This window comes from Streptomyces sp. NPDC052496 (genome assembly GCF_040679095.1).
GTDB lineage: Bacteria > Actinomycetota > Actinomycetes > Streptomycetales > Streptomycetaceae > Streptomyces.
Genome location: NZ_JBFAUH010000004.1, coordinates 184,276 through 204,066 on the forward strand (window position 1 = coordinate 184,276; position 19,791 = coordinate 204,066).

The 19,791-nt window shown below is 73.4% G+C and carries 14 protein-coding genes and 1 pseudogene; 4 read left to right on the forward strand and 11 right to left on the reverse strand.

The genetic code is table 11. The annotated features are described in order from the left end of the window. Positions 1 to 101: 101 nt before the first annotated feature. The 9 genes and pseudogenes from AB0L45_RS07985 to AB0L45_RS08025 form a co-directional block, all read right to left on the reverse strand. Positions 102 to 1,496: a hypothetical protein gene (locus AB0L45_RS07985; RefSeq protein WP_365837293.1), complete on the reverse strand. Its 1,395-nt coding sequence runs from the start codon at positions 1,494 to 1,496 to the stop codon at positions 102 to 104. A 92-nt stretch (positions 1,497 to 1,588) separates the two neighbouring features. Further along, the gene (locus AB0L45_RS07990; protein ID WP_365837295.1) at positions 1,589 to 2,659 is read right to left on the reverse strand and encodes a hypothetical protein; all 1,071 of its coding nucleotides are present in this window, start codon (positions 2,657 to 2,659) and stop codon (positions 1,589 to 1,591) included. A gap of 7 nt (positions 2,660 to 2,666) precedes the next feature. Further along, complete coding sequence (locus AB0L45_RS07995) at positions 2,667 to 3,281, reverse strand: hypothetical protein (RefSeq protein WP_365837297.1); 615 nt, start codon at positions 3,279 to 3,281, stop codon at positions 2,667 to 2,669. A 182-nt stretch (positions 3,282 to 3,463) separates the two neighbouring features. After that, positions 3,464 to 4,444, reverse strand: a pseudogene (locus AB0L45_RS08000) (RNA polymerase sigma factor); the annotation flags it as partial. A gap of 201 nt (positions 4,445 to 4,645) precedes the next feature. Further along, a complete protein-coding gene (locus tag AB0L45_RS08005) occupies positions 4,646 to 7,045 on the reverse strand; it encodes a penicillin acylase family protein (protein ID WP_365837299.1) in 2,400 nt (799 codons plus the stop codon). A 76-nt stretch (positions 7,046 to 7,121) separates the two neighbouring features. Continuing rightward, entirely contained in the window at positions 7,122 to 7,952 is an 831-nt protein-coding gene (locus AB0L45_RS08010; RefSeq protein ID WP_365837301.1) for an SDR family oxidoreductase, read from the reverse strand. Between the two features lie 74 nt (positions 7,953 to 8,026). After that, positions 8,027 to 9,580, reverse strand: a complete 1,554-nt coding sequence (locus tag AB0L45_RS08015; protein ID WP_365837304.1) for an aldehyde dehydrogenase family protein — start codon at positions 9,578 to 9,580, stop codon at positions 8,027 to 8,029. Then, a complete protein-coding gene (locus tag AB0L45_RS08020) occupies positions 9,577 to 10,923 on the reverse strand; it encodes an ArgE/DapE family deacylase (RefSeq protein ID WP_365837306.1) in 1,347 nt (448 codons plus the stop codon). The genes AB0L45_RS08015 and AB0L45_RS08020 overlap by 4 nt, the downstream gene beginning before the upstream one ends. Positions 10,924 to 11,091: 168 nt before the next feature. Then, positions 11,092 to 13,470, reverse strand: a complete 2,379-nt coding sequence (locus AB0L45_RS08025; protein WP_365837308.1) for a glycosyltransferase family 39 protein — start codon at positions 13,468 to 13,470, stop codon at positions 11,092 to 11,094. Positions 13,471 to 13,802: 332 nt separating this feature from the next. Between AB0L45_RS08025 and AB0L45_RS08030 the strand changes: the two genes are divergently transcribed. Together AB0L45_RS08030 and AB0L45_RS08035 are read left to right on the forward strand one after the other, a co-directional pair. Then, the gene (locus tag AB0L45_RS08030) at positions 13,803 to 13,946 is read left to right on the forward strand and encodes a hypothetical protein (protein ID WP_365837311.1); all 144 of its coding nucleotides are present in this window, start codon (positions 13,803 to 13,805) and stop codon (positions 13,944 to 13,946) included. A 338-nt stretch (positions 13,947 to 14,284) separates the two neighbouring features. Beyond that, positions 14,285 to 14,773: a glutathione peroxidase gene (locus AB0L45_RS08035; protein ID WP_365837313.1), complete on the forward strand. Its 489-nt coding sequence runs from the start codon at positions 14,285 to 14,287 to the stop codon at positions 14,771 to 14,773. A 7-nt stretch (positions 14,774 to 14,780) separates the two neighbouring features. On the opposite strand, the gene AB0L45_RS08040 is transcribed toward AB0L45_RS08035, so the two are convergent. Continuing rightward, positions 14,781 to 15,275 carry an STAS domain-containing protein gene (locus tag AB0L45_RS08040; protein WP_365837314.1) on the reverse strand — a complete coding sequence of 165 codons (495 nt, stop codon included), beginning with the start codon at positions 15,273 to 15,275 and terminating at the stop codon, positions 14,781 to 14,783. A gap of 561 nt (positions 15,276 to 15,836) precedes the next feature. Continuing rightward, complete coding sequence (locus AB0L45_RS08045) at positions 15,837 to 17,249, reverse strand: SLC13 family permease (protein ID WP_365837316.1); 1,413 nt, start codon at positions 17,247 to 17,249, stop codon at positions 15,837 to 15,839. Between the two features lie 266 nt (positions 17,250 to 17,515). Between AB0L45_RS08045 and AB0L45_RS08050 the strand changes: the two genes are divergently transcribed. After that, entirely contained in the window at positions 17,516 to 18,067 is a 552-nt protein-coding gene (locus tag AB0L45_RS08050; protein ID WP_365837318.1) for a GNAT family N-acetyltransferase, read from the forward strand. A gap of 292 nt (positions 18,068 to 18,359) precedes the next feature. Further along, positions 18,360 to 19,715, forward strand: a complete 1,356-nt coding sequence (locus AB0L45_RS08055; protein ID WP_365837320.1) for an NAD(P)/FAD-dependent oxidoreductase — start codon at positions 18,360 to 18,362, stop codon at positions 19,713 to 19,715. Positions 19,716 to 19,791 lie beyond the last annotated feature (76 nt).

Genomic DNA, 19,791 nt, shown 5'->3' on the forward strand with positions numbered 1-19,791 from the left:
TGGTCCACTGCACTCCACCCGCCGACGGCCCGCCCGCCGGTTCCCATTCCGGTTCCGATCCCGGTTCCGGTTCCAATCCCGGTTCCGGTTCCGATCCCGGTTCAGCCGGTGTATTCGACCGTGACCGGTGCCGTGTCGTTCGCCTGGTCCGGGTCGCTCTCCGGGCCGGAGGTCGCGTGGACCGACCCCCGGGCTCCCTGGACGCGCCGGTCGATACGGGCGCGCAGCCAGGTGCCGCCGACCTGCCAGCCGTGGCACTCGACCAGTCCGTTTCCGGCCTTGCCCGGCCCGTCCCCGGCCTTGCCCGGCTCGCAGTAGACCATGTCGCTGGTGTGCTCGCCGCGTGGCACGGGGACGAGGCTGACGCCTTCGGGCAGCGTCACCTCCATGTCGGCGTCGGTGAAGTTCGTCGGGTAGGGCACCTGGACGTCGACGACCTCGCCCACCTTGCCCTTGATCGTGAAGCCGACCGCCCGGAGGTCGTCGGTCTGCGTCGAGTCGAAGTCCAGGCCGCCGGTGGCCAGGTCCGCGTACGAGTGCTGCGACGGGACGAAGTCGCCGCCGCTGCCGTCGACCGGGCGCAGGCCGAGCGGGGCGCCGGTGCCGCGCGGGGCCGAGGCGGGCAGCAGCTGTTGGTCGAACGCGGCCGTGTCGTGGGCCCGCAGCACGGTGTAGGAGATGCGGCCGTGCATCGCCGTGGCACCGGTCTCCGCCGTGAGCGGCGCGTCGGTCTCGTACGCCGTACCGGCCGGGAGCGGCCCGGCGAAGTCGCACTGCGCCTTGGTGGGCGCGACGGCCTTGTCGTAGCGGCAGTTGCCGTGCAGGCGCCGCAGTGTCGCCTCGGTGGCCTGGACGAGCACGGTCAGGCCGTCGTCGATGCCGGTGTCCCCCTTGTTCCCGAAGGCGGGTGTCAGGTGCAGCGCGGAGCCGGGCGCGACACCGGTCCGCTTGGAGGACTGGCGGGCCGTGATGACCGGCTCGCCGACGATCACGTGTGTGGTGTGCCGGACGGTGGGCGCGTCGGCGCTGGTCACGGTGGTGGTGATGGCCCCGGCCGGTCCTGCGGCGGCCCCTGGCCGGGGCGTCAGGGTGAACGGGGTGAACAGTGCGCCCTGTTCGACGTCCCCCAGTGCGCAGGTCATGACCTGGTCCGCCATGCCGCACTTGTATCCCTGATTGACCCAGCTGACGTCCGCCCTGCCCTTGAGGACGGCCAGGTCGATACGTACCTTGACGTCCTTGACGACGTGCGGCTCCCGGACCTTCAGCCTGACCCGGTACTCCCCCGGAAGGTGGTCCCGGACCGGCTCGCGGTAGCGGGGGATGTAGTACGTGCTCCTCGTGTCGGTGAGCGTCAGCTCCGGCCTCGTGGCGGGCGCCCCGCCGGCGACGGCGGCCACCGGAACCTTGCGGCCGGCCGTCACCGTCACGGCCAGCGCCACCAGCACCACGGCCGCCGCGGCCCCCGCCACGCACTGCGACCGTGTCCCCGTCATCGATCCGTTCATACGAGGCCAGACCGGTACGGGTGCTGGATGGTTGCACGCTGGACCAGAATCCCGCGATCCGCGCGCCCGCGGCGGCGCCCTCACCGCATCTCGACGCCCTGCGGGGGCTGCGTTCCCGGCATGAGCTGGATCAGGATCGTGTCGTCGTCCTCGATGACGAAGGCGGGGTCGGTACGGGCGCGCCAGCCCACGGGGACGACGTAGTAGCGGCGGTCGCGTTCGAGGATGAGGCGCAGTCCGGTATAGCGGTAGCGGTAGTGCATGCCCGGGAGCGTCTCGGACACCATGCCGGGCCCGGTCAGGCTGAGACGCTCGGTGCTCAGGACGACGACGGCGGGGCGGCGGACCAGGTGGGCGGCGAGCGAGCGGGCGTCCTGGGTACCGAGCCGGCCCGCGACCAGGGCGATGGCCCACACCACGAACAGCGCGGCCGCGGCGACCGGGAAGCCGCGGCGCCACAGGCCGCGTGCCGGGCGGCCGGGGTGCGCCGCGTCGCTCTGGCCCAGGACGAGGCCGGTGGCCACCAGTAAGGGCGCCGCCCATCCGTACGGCTGGATGTGCTGCCACAGCAGCATCAGCGCGACGCCGGCGGCCACGAACAGCGCGTACTGGCGGGCGACGGCCCGGCCCGCGCGGCGCACCTCCCGGGTGACGCGGTGCGGGACGCGGAGCGAGACGAGGAGGTCCGGCAGGCGCGGCACCACGGCCAGGAGGGCGAGGCCGACGAGGACGGGCAGGGTCACCAGGCGCAGGCTCCAGATGATCATCTGCGGGAAGCCGAAGCCGAGGGCCGACGCGCGGATCTGGAAATAGGCGAAGTAGGCGCTGCTGTGCATGACGCCCGCGTAGAACATCAGGCCGCCGACGAGTGAGCCGGCGCCGAGGACGGTGTTGAGGAACTCGAACCGCTGGCCGGGCGGAGCCGTGAGGGGCGGGGCGGGCGGGTGGAGGTGCCTGCGGCGCCGGACGCGGGCACGGGATCGGACCTGGGCACGGGCGCGGGCCTGGGCGCGGACGCGGGCGCGGCTTCGGGATCGGGCACGCGCGCGGATCAGGACCTGGTCACGGGCACCAGCACCGGCACCAGCACCGGCACCGGCACCGGCACCGGCACCGGCCGGATCGTCCGGTACGGCGGGCGGGGCGGCCATCGCCGGATCAGGGCACGTCGGAGGCGGCCGGGCTGGGGCCGGGCCGGCCGTCGTCCGAGTCCGACCGCGCGGACCGCGGGGACTGCTGGGACTCCCCGGTCGGGCCGCCTCCCTCGTTCTGTCCGGACCGTTCGGTCTCCGTCCGCGTGGGCCCGGGTCGGCTGTCAGCTGACGGCGAGGAAGAGTCCTCCGTACGGCACGAGACCCGCTCACCGGCGGAATCGGTGCACGAGGGGGCGGGCGTGTGACCGCTGCTGGGCGTGCTGCCGACGCCGGTCGTCTCCGGATCCCCGCTGTCCACCGGCGGCTGCGACACCGGCTTGACCGGGTCGCCGCCCTGGCTGTACGAGGTCTGGCCGCTCCCGGCGCCGTGCGAGCCGCCACCGGCGCCCGGTCGGTCCGCACCCGGCCGGTCCGGGCCCGATCCGTCCGCACCCGGTCCGTCGTTGCCCGCCGCACCGCTGTCGGACACGGACGAAGCGGCGCCACCGGATCCCGCGCCCGACGGCACTCCGCCGGGGCCGGGCGGCCCGCCGGACCGCCCGCAGGCCGTGGTGACGGCGAGCAGTGCCAGCACCACCGCTGCGGTGGCGCGACCGGCTTTCGCTGCTGCGGACCTCATCCCGGACCCCCGTCCCCCGCGAGCCGCTGCTGCGAGGCTAGCAGCGGCCCGGCGGCCGGTCACCGGGCCACGACGGGCGCGTTGCGCGGGACGCGCGCCCCCATCGGGACCGGCCGCACGCCCCTCGGTCACACGCCCTCGGCCACACACCGCCTCGGGACCGGGACCGGGCCCGAGACCGGCTAGTCCAGGTAGTCACGCAGCAGCTGGGACCGCGACGGGTGGCGCAGCTTCGACATGGTCTTGTTCTCGATCTGGCGGATCCGCTCACGCGTGACGCCGTAGACCTTGCCGATCTCGTCGAGCGTCTTGGGCTGCCCGTCCTTGAGGCCGTAGCGCATGGAGACGACGCCCGCCTCGCGGTCGGCGAGGGTCTCCAGGATGGAGCGCAGCTGCTGCTGGAGGAAGGAGAAGCCGACGGCCTCCGCCGGGACGACGGCTTCGGTGTCCTCGATCAGGTCGCCGAACTCGCTGTCGCCCTCGTCACCCAGCGGGGTGTGCAGGGATATCGGTTCACGGCCGTATTTCTGTACCTCGATGACCTTTTCCGGGGCCATGTCGAGTTCCTTGGCCAGTTCTTCCGGGGTGGGTTCGCGGCCGGTGTCCTGGAGCAGCTGGCGCTGAATGCGCGCCACCTTGTTGATGATCTCCACCATGTGGACGGGAATGCGGATGGTCCGGGCCTGGTCGGCCATCGCGCGGGTGATGGCCTGGCGAATCCACCAGGTCGCGTACGTCGAGAATTTGAATCCCTTGACGTAGTCGAACTTCTCGACCGCGCGGATCAGACCGAGGTTGCCCTCCTGGATCAGGTCCAGGAAGAGCATCCCGCGGCCGGTGTAGCGCTTGGCGAGCGAGACGACGAGCCGCAGGTTGGCCTCGACCAGGTGCTCCTTGGCGCGGGCGCCGTCCGCGACCAGGATCTCCAGCTCGCGCCGGAGCTTGCCGGCGGGCTCGCCGGTGTCCAGCTTCTCCTGGGCGAACAGTCCGGCCTCGACGCGCTTGGCCAGCTCCACCTCCTGCTCCGCGTTGAGCAGCGGGACCTTGCCGATCAGCTTCAGATAGTCCTTGACCGGGTCGGCGGAGGCTCCGGCGCCGGCGACCTGCTGCGCCGGGGCGTCCCCCTCGTCACCGTGGGACAGGGTGAATCCGCCGGCCGCCTCGACGGCCGTACCGTCGGACGGTACGCCTTCCGGCGCCGGGGATTCGGCTGTTTCCTGCGGTCGCATGACGGGCGAGGTGAGTGACACGAGGAACCTCTCGATACACATAGGTACGGTGCCAGGCACGGTGCACGGCGAGCACCTCTTTATTCATCGCGCACTTACCCATGGTTTGTTACACCGCAATTCCCGTGATCTGAATCACGGTGCTCCCGCGCGCCGCCCTGGGCCCGGTTCTCGCTGCGTCTTGAGAGGGCTTCCCGCGCCTTCGGGCGCTCCGGACGGCTTGAGCATGATCACGTGGGTGGTGTGCCGTTCGACCGCGGCGCGGCCGTACAGGAGCGGAAAGGCGCGGTCCGCCGCCCAGTCCGCGAAGAGGTCGTGGTGGTGCGGGCTGTCCGGGTCGCCGGACTGGCCGGGCGCGTTCATGGCCACCGAGGCGTCCCAGTCGCCGACGTCGATCACCAGCCGGAAGGTCGCCCCGGCGGTCTGCCGGAAGTCCGCGCCGTACGCGGTGGCGTCGACCGTGTCACCGCTGCCGCCGCGCGGTGCGGGCCCGACCCGCGTCCACCACGGGGCCCGCTCCCCCAGCCAGGCGGCGAGCGGATGCCGTGGTTCCGCCTGGTGCAGCGCTCCCCAGGTCCAGCGGTCGCGGTCCGGCCCGAGCAGCCGGCCGAGTTCGGCGAGCGCGGCGGGGAGGGTGTCGAGGACGGCCGTACGCAGGGCGGCTTCCGGGTCGGGGCCGAGCCGGCCGCCCGGGCTGAGCAGCAGGTCCAGGTCCACCCGGGGGTCGCTGGTGGCGGCCTCGTCCGTGGGCAGGACGCGGGCCAGGGCGGCGGCCCGGCGGTCAGGGGGCAGCAGGCGGGCCAGCGCCCGGTCCAGCACGGCCGGGCGCAGGTGCCGCCGGTACCAGACCTCGAAGAGCGCGGCGGGTACGGAGCCGGGCGCCAGTACGGCGTCCCAGGCGCGCAGCTGTGCCAGCGCCCAGGCCACGTCCGGGTCGTCGCTGCCGACGCCGGCCAGCAGCGGCTGGATGCGGCGTGCGGTGCGGCTGGTGTGGTCGGTCTGGAGGCGTACGCAGTCCGCGACGGTCCAGCCGGTCCGCGCGGCCAGTTCCGCGGCGATCCGTTCGTACCGGACGGGCGCGTGCCAGTCGTAGGTGACGGTCCGCGCGGCGTTCGGGTAGCCGGGCGGCAGGTTCATCTGGTTGGCCGTGGCGAACCAGCCCTGGGCCGGGTCGCGTACGGACGGCAGGGACTCGACGGGGTGGCAGCCCGCCCACTCGTAGCGGCCGTCGCCGGGCACCGGCAGCGTGCCGTCCCAGTTCGGGCGGACGGGAACCCGGCCGCCGGGCTGCCAGCCGATGGTCCCGTCGGGAGCGGCGTACACCTGGTTCTCGCCGGGCGCGCCCCACCGGCGCATCGCGCTGACGAAGGCGTCCGGGCCGTCCGCCGTCAGGTATCCGGTGCTGCCCAGGTACGGGGCCATGCCCGGGTCGAGCCAGGCGGCCCGTACCGCGAACGCCGTGCCGCGCTCCGGATCGTCGTGGATCACCGGGCCGTGCCGGGTGAACCACAGCTCCACGGTGGCCGGCGGCTCGGCACCGTGCACCGGGACCGTCTCGGTCACCCGGCGCATGGGCTCCCAGCGGCCGTCGTACCAGTACCGCCGCGGATCGGCGGGGTCGGTGCGGTAGACGTACAGGTCCTCCTGGTCGACGGGGAAGATCGTCAGCCCGAAGGCGATCCGGCCGTTGTGGCCGATGGAGATGCCGGGCAGCGCGGGCTCCCCGGCGCCGACGGCGTCGATGCCGGGGGCCGACAGGTGGGCGAGGTAGCGCAGCGCGGGCAGGGTGACGGCGCGGTGCGGATCGTTGGCGAGCAGCGGCCGGCCGGTGGCGGTACGGGACGGGGCGATCACCCAGTTGTTGCTGCCGTCCGGCCCCTGGGGCGGGCCGCCGGTCTCCCACGGCGGGGTGGTGGCCAGCCGGTGGACGCGGAGCACGTCGTCCGGAATGACGGACAGGTCCAGGCCCTCCGGTACGCGCAGGGTGTGCGCGGGCTCCCGTACCCGGCGCAGGTCCTCCACGGCGGGGCCGTGGTCGCGCAGGGTCAGCGCGCGGGCGACCTCCTGCTCCAGGTTGTAGAAGAGGCCGTGGCTGCGGATACGGGCGACGTCGGCGGGCTCCCAGTAGGCGGGCCGGTGGCCGAGCAGCGCGAACTCGGGCGGCAGGTGCGCGGGATCGTCCCGGCAGAGCGCGACGTACGCGTTGACGCCGCGTACGAAGGCTTCGACGACGCGCTCCGTACCGGCCCCGTAGGCGGACCATTCGGCGGCCATGTCGCCGCGGTACAGGAAGAGCCGGGCCGCCCGGTCGTGTTCCAGGCAGCTCTCCCCGAACACCTCGGAGAGCAGGCCGAGTCCGCGGCGCCGCCACAGGTCGATCTGGAAGAGCCGGTCCCGGGCGGCGTTGAAACCCTGGGCGAGGAAGAGGTCGTCCTGGGAGGCGGCGTAGAGGTGGGGCACACCCCAGCGGTCGACGCGGATCTCGACGGGGGCGGCGAGGCCGGGGACGTGGTGGGTGGTGGTGGGTGGTGGCATGGGACTCCGTGGGGGTTGCGTTCGTGCCGTACGCCGGGCCGGCCGTCCTCAGAGCGACGGGTCGTACCGGCCGTCCTCAGAGCGACGGGTCGTACCGGCCGTCCACCGCCGTCCAGCCGCCGTCGACCGTCAGGACGCTGCCGGTGACGAAGGTGGACGCGTCCGAGACGAGGTACGTGACGGCGCCCGCGATCTCGTCGGCGCGGGCCCACCGCCGCAGCGCGGAGGCCTGCGCGTAGGCGTCGTACCACTGCGGGTCGGCGGCGATCTGGTCGGTGAGCGGCGTGCGGACCACACCGGGCGCCACCGCGTTGAACCGGACGCCGTGCGGCCCCCACTCCGCCGCGGCCGTCCGCAGGAACTGCACCAGCCCGGCCTTGGCCGCCGCGTACGCGCTCTGCCCCGGCTCGACCTGGAAGGCACGCATCGAGGCCAGGCCGACCACGCTGCCCCGGCCGCGTTCCGCCATGGCGGGCGCGACGGCCTGTACGAGCGGGAAGACGGCCCGCAGGTTGAGGGCGAGCACCCGGTCGAACTCGGCGGCCGTGTAATCGGCGATCCGCTTGCGCACATTGACGCCGACGGTGACGACCAGTCCGTCCAGAGCCCCCCACCGGTCCACCGCGGCCCGTACCGCGTCCGCGTCCAGGACGTCGAGGGGAAAGGCGGTCGCGGTGCCGGTCCGGCTGCCGGGAGCCGGTGCCTCGGCCGCCGCGGCCTCGGCGGCCGCCGCAGCGCCGACCGCGTCCACATCGGCGACGATCACTTCGGCGCCGTGGGCGGCCAGCGCCCGTACCGCCTCCCGGCCGATGCCGCCGGCCCCGCCGACGACCGCGACCCGCCGCCCGTCCAGACGGAACAGCTTCGCGTACTCGACCGGCGCACCGGCCGCGGCGTCGTCGTCCATGGCTCGCTCCCTGTCCGTGGCTCGCGCCCTGTCCGTGGTGTGTTCCTCAGCGGTGCCGCCGCGGTCCGCGCCGTTCACGGGCGGATCACCGCCATCCGCGTCACCGTCAGCTCCTCGATCGCGAAGCGCGGCCCCTCGCGGCCCAGCCCCGAGTCCTTGACGCCGCCGTACGGAGCCACATCGCTGCGGTAACCCGGCACCTCGTTGATCACCACGCCGCCGACGTCGAGCGCGTCCAGCGCCCGGAACGCGGCATCGAGGCCGCGGGTGAAGACCGCCGCGTGCAGCCCGTACCGCCCGGCGTTGACCAGGTCGTAGGCCGCTTCCAGGTCCGGGACCGTACGCAGCGCGACGACCGGCCCGAAGATCTCCTCGTCCCAGGCGGGCTCGCCGTCCGGGACCTCGGCCAGCAGGGTCGGCGCCACACACCGGCCGACGCGCGTGCCGCCCGCCACCACCCGGGCACCGGCCGCGCGGGCCCGGTCGATCCAGGACAGCACGCGTGCGGTGGCGGCCTCGTCGATGAGGGCGGCGACCCGGGTGTCCTCCGCGCGCGGGTCGCCGACGACGATGCCGGGCAGCCGCTCGGCGATCCGCCGCTCCAGCTCGCCGGCGATCTCCGCCAAGGCGATCACCCGCTGTACGGCGATGCACGCCTGGCCGGAGGCGTAGTAACCGCCGCGGACCACCGCGTCGGCGGCCGCGTCCAGGTCGGCGTCGGCGGCGGCCACGAGCGCCGCGTTGGAGCCGAGTTCGAGCACCACCTTGCGCGGCGCGGCGTCCTTGGCGATGCGGTGGCCGACGGCGGCGGAGCCGGTGAAGGAGACCGCTGCGACCCCGGGGTGGGTGGTCAGCGCGCGGCCGACCTCGGTGTCGCCGGTGACCAGCTGGACGGCGCCGGCGGGCGCACCGGCCGCGGTGAGGCGTTCCCGTACGAGGTGGACCAGCCACAGGGTGGCCAGCGGAGTGGCCGGGGCCGGTTTGACGATCACCGGGCAGCCGGCCGCGAGCGCCGGGGCGATCTTGTGGGAGGCCAGCATCATCGGATAGTTGAAGCCGGCGATGCCGACCACGACACCGACCGGCCGCCGGGTCCAGAACCCGAACATGCCGTCCCCGGAGGGCAGCAGGTCCAGCGGCACCGTCTCCCCGTGGATGTGCACGACTTCGTCGGCGGCGGCCTGCCAGGTGGCCACCGCCCGCCGTACCTCGGTGCGGCAGTCGGTACGCGGCTTGCCGGTCTCCCGGACGAGCAGGTCCTCCACCGGTCCGGCGACGTCCTCCAGGTCCGCCGCGACACCGTTCAGCACCTGCCGCCGTACACGCGAGGCCAGCTCGGCGACGCGGGCGCGGACGGCCACGGCGTGCTCGACCGCGCGGCGCGCGAGGCCGGCGTCGCCCACCGGCGCGGTGGCGAACTCCTCGCCGTCGTACGGGAAGACCACCGGCCCGGTACGCGGGGCAGGCACCCAGCCGTCACCGACGGGGAGGCCCGGGGGCAGGGCGGCGGGGTGGACGTACGGCGTGCTGTGAGTGGGGGCGAGGGTGGGGCTGGGACTGGGATCGGGGCTGGGACTGGGATGGGGGCTGGGATCGGGGATGCCGGGCGGGGGCGTGGGGGACTTCATGCGGAGTCGCCTTCGGGGTGGCCGGACCCGGCACCGCCCTCGGTCGTACTCTCCGGACCGGCCCCGGAAAGGAAGTGCCGGGCCGCCACGGCGTACACCCGCGCGTACTCGGCGATCTCCCGTACCTCCACGTATTCGTCCTGCTGATGGGCGATCCACTTGCCGCCCGGCCCGTAGACGACGGTCGGCAGGCCCGCGTCGCGGGTGAGGATCGTCCCGTCGGTCGTGCCGGGGACCGCGCCGAAGGCCGGGGCGACGCCGTGCACCTGGCGGTGGGCGGCCACCAGGCCCGTGACGAGCGGATGGCCGGCGGCGATCTCGACGGCCGGCCGGTCGTCGACGACGGTCAGCCCGGCCGTGACCCCCACCTCGGCCGCCGCGGCCACGGCCGTCCGCCGCAGGTGCTCGACGAGTTCGGCGTGGTCGGTGCCGGGGACGGTCCGTACGTCGACGCCGAGTACGGCGTGGCCGGGGATGACGTTGAGCTGGTCGGGGTCGCCGGCGCGCAGCACCGTCGGGGTGACGGTCACCGTCCCGGCGTGCGGATGGGTTCCGTACCGCCGGACCGCCCACTCCTGCGCCTGCGCGAGGGCGGCGACGACGCGCGCGCCCGCGACCAGGGCGTTACGGCCCTCCTGCGGCATCGCGCCGTGCGCCATGGCCCCCTGGAGGCCGAAGCGGAGGCGGATGCCGCCGCGGGCCGAGGTGCACACCTCGTACCCCTCCGGCTCGCAGACCACGACGCCGTCCACCTCGGCGGCGAGCGGCGAGGCGGCGAACGCCTTGGCGCCGAGCATCAGCCCCTCCTCGTCGCACAGCACACCGACGACGACCCGGCCGGGGAACGGCCCGGCCTCCTGGAGCGCCCGCACCCCGTAGATCATGGCCGCCACTCCCGCCTTCATGTCGGCGGCGCCACGGCCCCACAGCCGACCGTCGCGGATCCGCGCGCCGTACGGGTCGACGGACCACGCGCCGGCGTCGCCCTCCGTCACGACGTCCGTGTGCCCCTCGAACATCAGGGTGCGGCCCGGCCCGCCACCGCCCTCGACGACCGCCACGACGTTGGGGCGCCCGGGGGCGACCTCCTCCACCTCGTGCGGCCAGCCGAAGTCGGTGAAGAGCCGGGAGACGAGGTCGGCGGCGGGCTGTTCGACGGCGGTGGCGCCTGCCGCGTTGACGGTACGCAGCCGCACCAGGGCCTGCGTGAGGGCCACGGCGGCTGCTTCGTCGACCGGCGGTACGGGTGCGGGCACGGACACGGGCACGGCGGTACGCGACCGGTCCGTCTCCGGCACGCCGGCCTCCGGGCCCGACGGAACGACGCTCGGGCTGTTGTGCACGGCACCCTCCACCCCTCCTGACGCGACGTCAGGGGACCGGTCGGACCAGACGGTCATCCGTACTGTGCTGGCCCGTTCGCTCACGGGTCAAGAGGGGCACGACGGGCCAAGAGGGTCATATTCGGAACGGGGGGCGGGCGCGAGGTCCGCGGGGCGGGACGCGTGTCCTCAGGAGCGCGTGTCCGCGGCGGAGCAGCGGTAGAGGTCTTGGCGGGCGCTGGACGCGGGGCCGGAGCCGGTGCCGGAACCGTTGCCGGAACCGGCTTGTGACCCGCTGCCCTTGCTGGATCCGGCTTGCGATCCGCTGCCGTCGCCGTTGCCGTTACCGTCGCCTTCGCCGTTGCCGTGGCCGTGGCCGGTACGGGTACGGGCCTGTCCCTGCTCTCCGCCGCCGGCCTGGGCCCCGGCCGCGCCGCCGCTCCCGGCCCGCGTCTCGCCGCCGTACGCCGACGGGTCCACCTTCTCGCACGCCGACCGCACCCACCGGCTGATCCGCGCCTTCTCCGACGTGCCCACGTCGTCCCCCTTGCCGACGAGCGCGAAAGGCAGTTCCCCGGCCGCCACGAGCCGCTGGTACGCGTCGAGGGTGACCGGTTCGGTCCCCGCCGCGAAGCCGCCGAGCGGCAGGACGGTGGAACCGCCGAGCCGGATGTACGGCTCCGCGGTGAGCAGCCCGGCCGAGAAGGTGTAGTCCGCTGTTCCGCGGCGGCGCTCGACGTAGTCGAGGATCTTGCGCTGGGTGTCCGTCAGCCGGGCAGGCGTGCCGATCATGGAGTCCTGCGGGCCCGCGGACGCCGAGTGCGCGGAGCCGGTGTAGCGCGGGTCGAGGACGGACAGCGACCAGGTGGCGGGGGCCGCGACCATCGTGACGCAGCCGGCGACCAGTCCGGCGGTGGCGATCCGCAGGGCCCGGGTGCGCCGCCGGGCGCGCAGGGCACCCTGGGCGAGCAGGCCGACGGCGACGAGCGCCGTCACGACGATGGCGGGGATCAGCCACGGCACCCAGTCCGAGTAGCCGGAGACGAGGTACACCGCCCAGACCGCCTGGACCGCGACGACGGCCGGCAGCACCCACACCCGCAGAGTCCTGCCGCCCTTGCCGCCCTTGCCGGACTGCCACGCCGTCGCCTGCCACACCGTCGCCCGGCGGTGCGCGCGCCACAGTGTGACGATGCCGGCGGCGGACAGCGCGGCGAGGCCCGGTGCCAGCGCGGACATGTACGTGGCGTGCGGGACGTTGATGGCGCTCATGACCGCCGTCGCCGTCAGCAGCCAGCCGCCCCACAGGAGGTAGCCACCGCGTACCGGGTCCGTACGGGGCTGCCTGCGGCGGGTGACGAGGCCGAGGACGAGGGCGGACAGCGCGAGCGGGAAGAGCCAGCTGATCTGCTGGGCCAGGGGCGCGCGGAAGAGCTTGGACCAGCCGCTGATGGGAGCACCCACCGCCACCTGCGCTCCGCCGCCGCCCGCACCGGAACCTGCCCCCGCACCGGCGCTCTTACCAGGCGCGTGCCGTCCGGAACCGGTGCCTGGCGTACGTCCCTCCGAGCCGCCACCGGTCTTGGCGCCGGCACCGGTCTTGGCGCCGCCACCGGTACCGTTCCCGGCCTCCTGCCCTGCCCCGCCGCCCGCCGCGGACGTGCCCTTGGCCGCGCCCGGCGTCGTACGGTCGGCGGCATCGATGTTCCAGCCGGAGCTGAGCCGGTCGAAGCCGTTGTAGCCGAACACCATCGACAGGGCGCTGTTGTCGCGCGACCCGTCCACGTACGGCCGCGAGTCCTGCGGGACGACGGTCATCAGCAGGACCCAGGAGAACGAGACGGCGAGCAGCACCGCGCCCGCGGTCAGCAGGTGGCCGAGCCGTTTGCGCAGCGCGGCCGGTGACGCCACGAAGTACGCCACCGCCAGCGCCGGGACGATGATCCACGCCTGCATCATCGCCGCCTGGAACGCCACCCCCACCCAGACGGCCGCCGGCAGCAGGTGCCGCAGCCGTCCGCCGGTCATCGCCTGCGCGCACTGGTCGGCGGCGAGGACGAGGCACATGGTCAGCGGCGCCTCCAGCAGCGCGTGCCCGAACATCGACGCCGCCACCGGCGTGAGCGTCAGCACTCCGGCGGCGAGGAGGCCGGCCGCCGGGCCGCGCCAGCGCCGTACCGTGCGGTGGATCACCAGGACGCAGACGACGCCCTCGACGCACTGCGGGAGGGTCAGGGCCCAGTTGCTGAACCCGAAGAGCCGGGCGGACAGGGCCTGCGGCCACAGAAAGCCGCCGATCTTGTCCAGGGTGACGGTGGAGGCCGGGTCGAAGGACGTGAAGAGGAACGCCTTCCAGCTCTCCGACATGCTGCGTACGGCGGCGGCGTAGTACCCCGCGTAGTCGCTGCCGGTGATGTTCCAGGCGTACAGCACCGCGGCGAGCGCGGCGATGCCCAGGAGCGCGGGCCGGTCCCAGCGCGGCCGCCCGACGGGGGTTTGCCAGAACTGCCAGCGGCCGTGCGGGCGTTCGGTGAGGACGGGCCGGTCCACGAAGGTGGTGGCGGACATGGTGGTCTCTCCCGGATGCGGAGGGGGGTCGGGACACCGCAGGGCGACGGTGGGTTCCCGGCGCGGGCACGACCGTGCGGGGCGCCGCCGCGAACGGCACCTTCGGGGTCGGCGGCCTCGCGCCGAGGCCGGATTTCGGGGGCAGTGCATCACCGGCGGCGACGGCACCGGAACAGCGGGATGTCCCGCCACAGGAAAAGGGCACGTCCGTACGTGGGTGCCGGTACCGCCTCGAATACCAACCTCACCGTGCCACGCGAACATGAGAGAAACATGAGCCACGGAAGCGGAATGATGAATCCTGCTGCGTCCAGCACGTTTCCGGTCAATCCGTGGAACGGAAACCCGCGGCCACCGCCACCGGGAATTCCCTCCTGGCAGGAACGCTTCTCCCGAAGCCCCCGGAGCCCGCCGCCACCCGCCCCGACCTGCACACCGACCGGCACTGCAACTCCCGCCCGCAGCCCCGCCCTTGACCGGCCACGCCTCAGCCTGCGACTTCCCGCCCTCCGCACGTCCCACTCCCCCGCGAATGACGGTACAAAGCATGGCCGATATCCAATCCCGCACAGAATACGGATAGTCCGCACACAGCCATTTCACAGCCGAGATATTGCCCGCGTCCGGACTCTTCGACGGCGCAGAGCATGGCGGGGCGCGCCGAGCAGCCGCGGGAACGCACCTTCTGTCCGTCACCGGCCCGGGGCCCGACCCGAGGAGTGGCGTCCGGGGAAGAACGCGCGTGTGGGCACTGTTGCTCCTGAGGAAGTCCGAGTCCGTCCGCAACCGCGGTCCCGTAGCGAGGAGCCTGAACGTGAGCCTGTACGACATCCCCCTGCGCACCCTGAACGGTGAGCCCGCCTCGCTGGCCGATTACCGGGGCCGCGCCCTGCTGGTCGTCAACGTGGCGTCCAAGTGCGGCCTGACGCCGCAGTACGAGGGCCTGGAGCGGCTCCAGCAGCAGTACGGCGACCGCGGCTTCAGCGTCCTCGGCTTCCCCAGCAACCAGTTCGCGGGCCAGGAACCGGGCAACGCCGAGGAGATCGCCACGTTCTGCTCCACCACCTACGGGGTCAGCTTCCCGCTGTTCGAGAAGACCGACGTCAACGGCCCGGACCGGCACCCGCTGTACACGGAACTCACCCGCACCGAGGACGGCGCGGGTGAGGCCGGTGACGTGCAGTGGAACTTCGAGAAGTTCCTGATCGACGCCGAAGGGACGGTCGTGGGGCGGTTCCGGCCCCGGACCGAGCCCGAGGCGGCGGAGGTGACGCAGGCGATCGAGGCGGTACTGCCCGCCTGACGCGGGCTCAGGCCACAGCGGTGTCCGTGGGGGCGTCCGGCGCGGCCGGGCGTCCCCCGCCCTCGGCGCAGCCGTCGGTACGGGTCTCGGTACGGGTCTCGGCAGGAGGTTCGACGCCGGACTCGACACAGGCTCCGCAGGTGAGCCCGAACATCGTGTCGGGACCGGGGTCGAGGCAGAGGTCGAACGAGGACAACAGGCCGGTCAGCCGCAACAGCCGCAGCACGCTCGGGCTGTCGGCGACGCCGGCCAGACGCAGGCGGCCCGCCTTGGCCTCGACCCGGCGCCGGGTGCGGCACAGCATCGACACGCCGCAGCAGTCGATGAAGGTCACGTCCCGCATGTCCAGGACGAGATCGGGGCAGCGCGCTCCGGTGATCTCGTCGAGCCGCGCCGTCAACGCGGTCGCCGCCAGAATGTCCACTTCTCCGCTCAGCTCCACCACCGTGGTCGCGCCCACCGCGTGTTCCCGGCTCGCGTAACTCCGTCCCTGGTCCACCATCTCTGTCCCCACTTCCGTGCCGGTGCGCGAGATGCCGCCGCACGCTGGCGGTGGAGACGTACGGAAGTTGGGGGACTCGCCCGTTGCGGCCCGGGCGGGGATGACCACCGTCGGCGTTCGGCATCCGCGCGGTGCCAGCCTCCGGCGGGGTCCGGGTCGTCGGCTGCGCCCTACGTGCCTACGGCTTACCCGCTGGCCCCACCGTCAGTCCGGACGGCACATACGTAATGAAGTTGTCTCAAACTCGTGCCGTGAGCCCGAACAGTGGACGCCCGCCCATCGGCAATCGCCCCTGTGACGGCGGTCACTGCGCGCGACGCCGGAACGGCGGGCCGGTGACGGACGGGACGGAAGCGGCGGAGAGCGGCTCCGGATGCGCCGAGGGGGCAGCCTGCTTCACCCCCGGCCCCGCGAGTCGGCCGAAAGACCGAGCTGTTTCCGGTCAGCGCTTATCCCGTTCCCACATTTGCCTTACACGGCGTCTGCGCTCTCTCGCCGTCAATCGGTCACATATTCGCCCCATTGGACGAACCGGCATGTATGCGCGGATCAGCGTGCGCCCTATGTGCCGATGACCTGCAAGGCTCCCCACAGGGCCAGCGTCGAGAGGACCAGACCGCCCGGAACGGTCAGCAGGCCGAGCCGGGTGAAGGTGCCCAGGTCCGGCGCGTCGTTCCGGTCCTGGAGGATGCGTCGCCACAGGAGGGTGGCCAACGATCCCACGTACGTCAGGTTCGGGCCGAGGTTCACGCCGAGCAGTACGGCGAGGACGGGGCCCGCGCCGCCGTGTGCCGCCACGGGCAGCAGGGCCAGCACGGCCGGCAGGTTGTTGATGACGTTGGCGAGGAGGGCGGCGAACACGGCGGTGCCGAGGAGTGCGGGCAGCGATGCGCCTTCGGGCAGCAGCCGGTCGACGGCCCCGCCGAGGCCATTGGCGACGACCGCCTCCACGACGACCCCCAGGGCCAGCACGAAGAGGCAGAAGAACGGGTTGGCCGCCTGCACGATCCCGGTCACGGTCGTCTCCCGGCGCGCCAGCACGCGTGCTCCCAGGACCAGCACGCCGGCCAGCGCCGCCCAGACGGGGTTGAGCCCGGCGAACGAGGTGACGACGAACCCGGCGAGCGTCAGGGAGAGGACCACCAGGGCGAAGACGGGGAGGGGTGGTGGGGTCGTGTCCGGCGTGCCGTCAGCGGCTTCCGCAGCCTCAGCGGCCTCCGTGGCGTCCCTGGCTCTTGCGGCCTCCCTGGCCCCCGTGGCCCTTGCGGCGTCCTCCGTGGCACCCCTGGCCTTTGCGGCCTCCGTAGCGTCCCTGGCCCTTGCGGCCTCCGTGGCGTCCCGGTACCCCTCGTCGCCGGCCAGGTCCCGGCCGAAGAACCTCCGGAAGACCAGGTACTCGAAGACCACCGCGACGGCCCACGGCAGCGCCATCAGAGCCGCGAACCGCGTGAAGGACAGCCCGGCCGCGCCGAGGGCCAGCAGGTTGGTGAGGTTGGAGACAGGCAGCAGCAGTGAGGCGGAGTTGGACAGGTGGGCGCAGGCGTACAGGTGAGGGCGGGCGCGCGCGCCGGCGTGCGCGGCGGTGGCCACGACGACCGGTGTCAGCAGCACCACCGTCGCGTCCAGGCTGAGCACCGCCGTGACCGCGGCGGCGAGTACGAACACCCCGGCCAGCAAGAGCCGCGGCCGTCCCGCGCAGCGCCGCGCCAGCGCCGCACCCGCCGCCTCGAACAGCCCCTCCCGGGCGCACAGGTGCGCCAGGACCAGTACGGCCGCCAGGAAGCCGACGACCGGCAGCAGCGTGTGCACCTGCTGCCACGCGGCGGTCGGCGACACCGCGCCGGCCAGCACGAGCAGGCCCGCCGCCGGTACGGCTGCCACTGCCTCGGGGGCGCCGCCCGGCCTCCGTACGGCGAAGACCAGGACGCAGACCAGCAGCAGGAGGGACAGGATCTCAGCGACGGTGGTGCTCACCCTCCGCAAACTACAGGGGTGGATCCGCGGCCCGAGATCGCGCCGATTAGGGTGGGTTTGCCCCAGCACGTCCTGCATACGTACTGAGGAGGCGCACTGAGGAGGTGCTGGATGCGTGTCCTCCACACGCGCTGAGAAGGTGCCCTCCGTACGTGCTGAGAACGCGCTGAGAACGTGCCTCCGTACGTGCTGAGTACGCGCTGAGAACGTGCCTCCGTACGTGCTGAGTACGCCTCCGCACATGCCCGCCGAAAGGAGCGCCGGCCATGCCGACACCGGCCGCGCACAACCCCGAGATCACCCTCCGCCCCCTGCGGCCCGAGCACCTCCCCGCCGTCCTGGAGCTGGGGGAACGGGTCTACGACACCGGCTCCATGCCGTACACCGGCTGGTCGCTGACCGCCGTCGCCACCCACCTCGACGCCTCCGTGCCGGCCTGCCGGGTCGCCATGGCCGGGGACCGGCTCGCCGGGTTCGTCCTCGGGTCGATGACCTTCGAACAGCGCGAGGACTGGGGCTACCTGGAGTGGATCGCGGTGGACCCGGACTTCCAGGGGCGCGGCGTGGCCGGGCGGCTGGTGCAGGACTGCTGTGCCGCGCTGACGGAGGCCGGCGCCTCGTCCGTGGTGACCGATGTGGAGGTGAGCAACACGGCGTCGGCGACGCTGATGCGCCGCAACGGGTTCACCGAGGGCGTCACCGTCACCCTGTTCGTCCGGCCCGGCACCGCCGGCGAGGCGGCGCACCGCGGCGGCATCTCCCTGCCGCACTTCGCCCGCACCGGCCGCCCCCGGCCCACCCACCGCGACGGCCGCTGAGCCGGGACGCGTCGCGGCTCGGCGGCCACCACGACAGCAGCCGTGACGCAGTGCGGCAGCCATGGCCGTCGTGACGCAGTGTGACAGCCGCGGCAGTCGTGACGTAGTGCGACAGCCATGGCAGTCGATACGTTCTGCGGCGACCGTGGCGGCCGAGATTCCGGTGACTGCCGGGGCGCCTGTTTCTCACCCGGTCGCAGGAGGTACCCGGTGGGCGCGGTGGCGAGGCCCGCCGCCCCGTGCCAGCGTGGCCGGGAGCCGACACAGCTGCTGACAGAGGCGAGGACGCGTCATGGAACGACCCAGAGTCCTGATCGTGGGCGGCGGCTTCGCCGGGGTGGAGTGCGCCCGGGGCCTGGAGCACGGGCTGTCCGCCGAGACGGCCGAGATCGTGCTCGTCACCCCCAACAACTACGAGCTGTACCTGCCGCTGCTGCCGCACGTCGCCGCCGGAGTGGTCACCCCCCAGTCGATCGCGCCCTCCCTGCGGCGGATCCTGCGCCGGACGCGTCTGGTGCCCGGCGGGGTGATCGGTATCGACACCGCGGCGAAGGTCTGCATCGTACGGCTGATCACGGGTGAGACCACCGACATCCGCTACGACCGGCTGGTGCTGACGCCCGGCAGCATCACCCGTACGTTCGACATTCCCGGCCTGACGACCTACGCGCGGGGCATGAAGACGCTGGCCGAGGCCGCGTACATCCGGGATCACGTCATCGCCCAGCTCGATATCGCAGCGGCTTCGACGGACCCGGAGGAGCGCGCGGCGCGGTTGCAGTTCGTCGTCGTCGGCGGCGGCTACGCGGGTACGGAGACGGTCGCCTACCTGCAGCGGCTCACCAACGCGGCCGCCCGGCGCTATCCGCGTCTGGATCCCACCCAGATCAAGTGGCACCTCATCGACATCGCCCCGAAGCTGATGCCCGAACTGGGCGACCGGCTCGGCCGGAAGGCGCTGGAGCTGATGCGTCAGCGGGGTACGGAGGTGTCGCTCGGTGTCTCGGTCGCCGAAGTGACCGAGGACTGCGTGCAGTTCACGGACGGACGGGTGCTGCCGTGCCGGACGCTGATCTGGACGGCGGGCGTGGCGGCCAGTCCGCTGATCGGCACGCTCGGCGCGGAGACCGTACGGGGCCGGCTCGTCGTCGACGCCGACCTGAGCGTGCCGGGCATGCCGGACGTGCTGGCCTGCGGTGACGCGGCGGCCGTCCCGGACCTGACGAAGGGCGCGGGTGCGGTCTGCCCGCCCACCGCGCAGCATGCCCAGCGGCAGGGCAAGCACGCCGCGCGCAACATCATCGCCGCGCTGCGCGGGGCGCCGCGCTCGCCGTACCGGCACAAGGACCTCGGTCTGGTCGTGGACCTCGGCGGCATCGACGCGGTGTCCAAGCCGCTGGGGTACGAGCTGACGGGGCTGCCCGCCCAGGTGGCGGCGCGCGGCTACCACCTGCTGGCGCTGCGCACCGGTGTGGCCAGATTCCGTACGGTGGCGAACTGGCTGATCAACGCCACCGCCGGGGACGACTTCGTCCGCACCGGCTTCCAGGCCGAGAAGCCCGCGACGCTGCGCGACTTCGAGCGGACCGATGTGTACCTCTCGGCGGAGGACGTACGGGAGCGGCTGGCGGCGCACGGGGCGGGGTGAGCGCGGGGGCGCCCGTCGGGCGCCCCCGGACACGCCGGGCGCACCGGGAACACCGGGCATACCGGGAACACCGGGC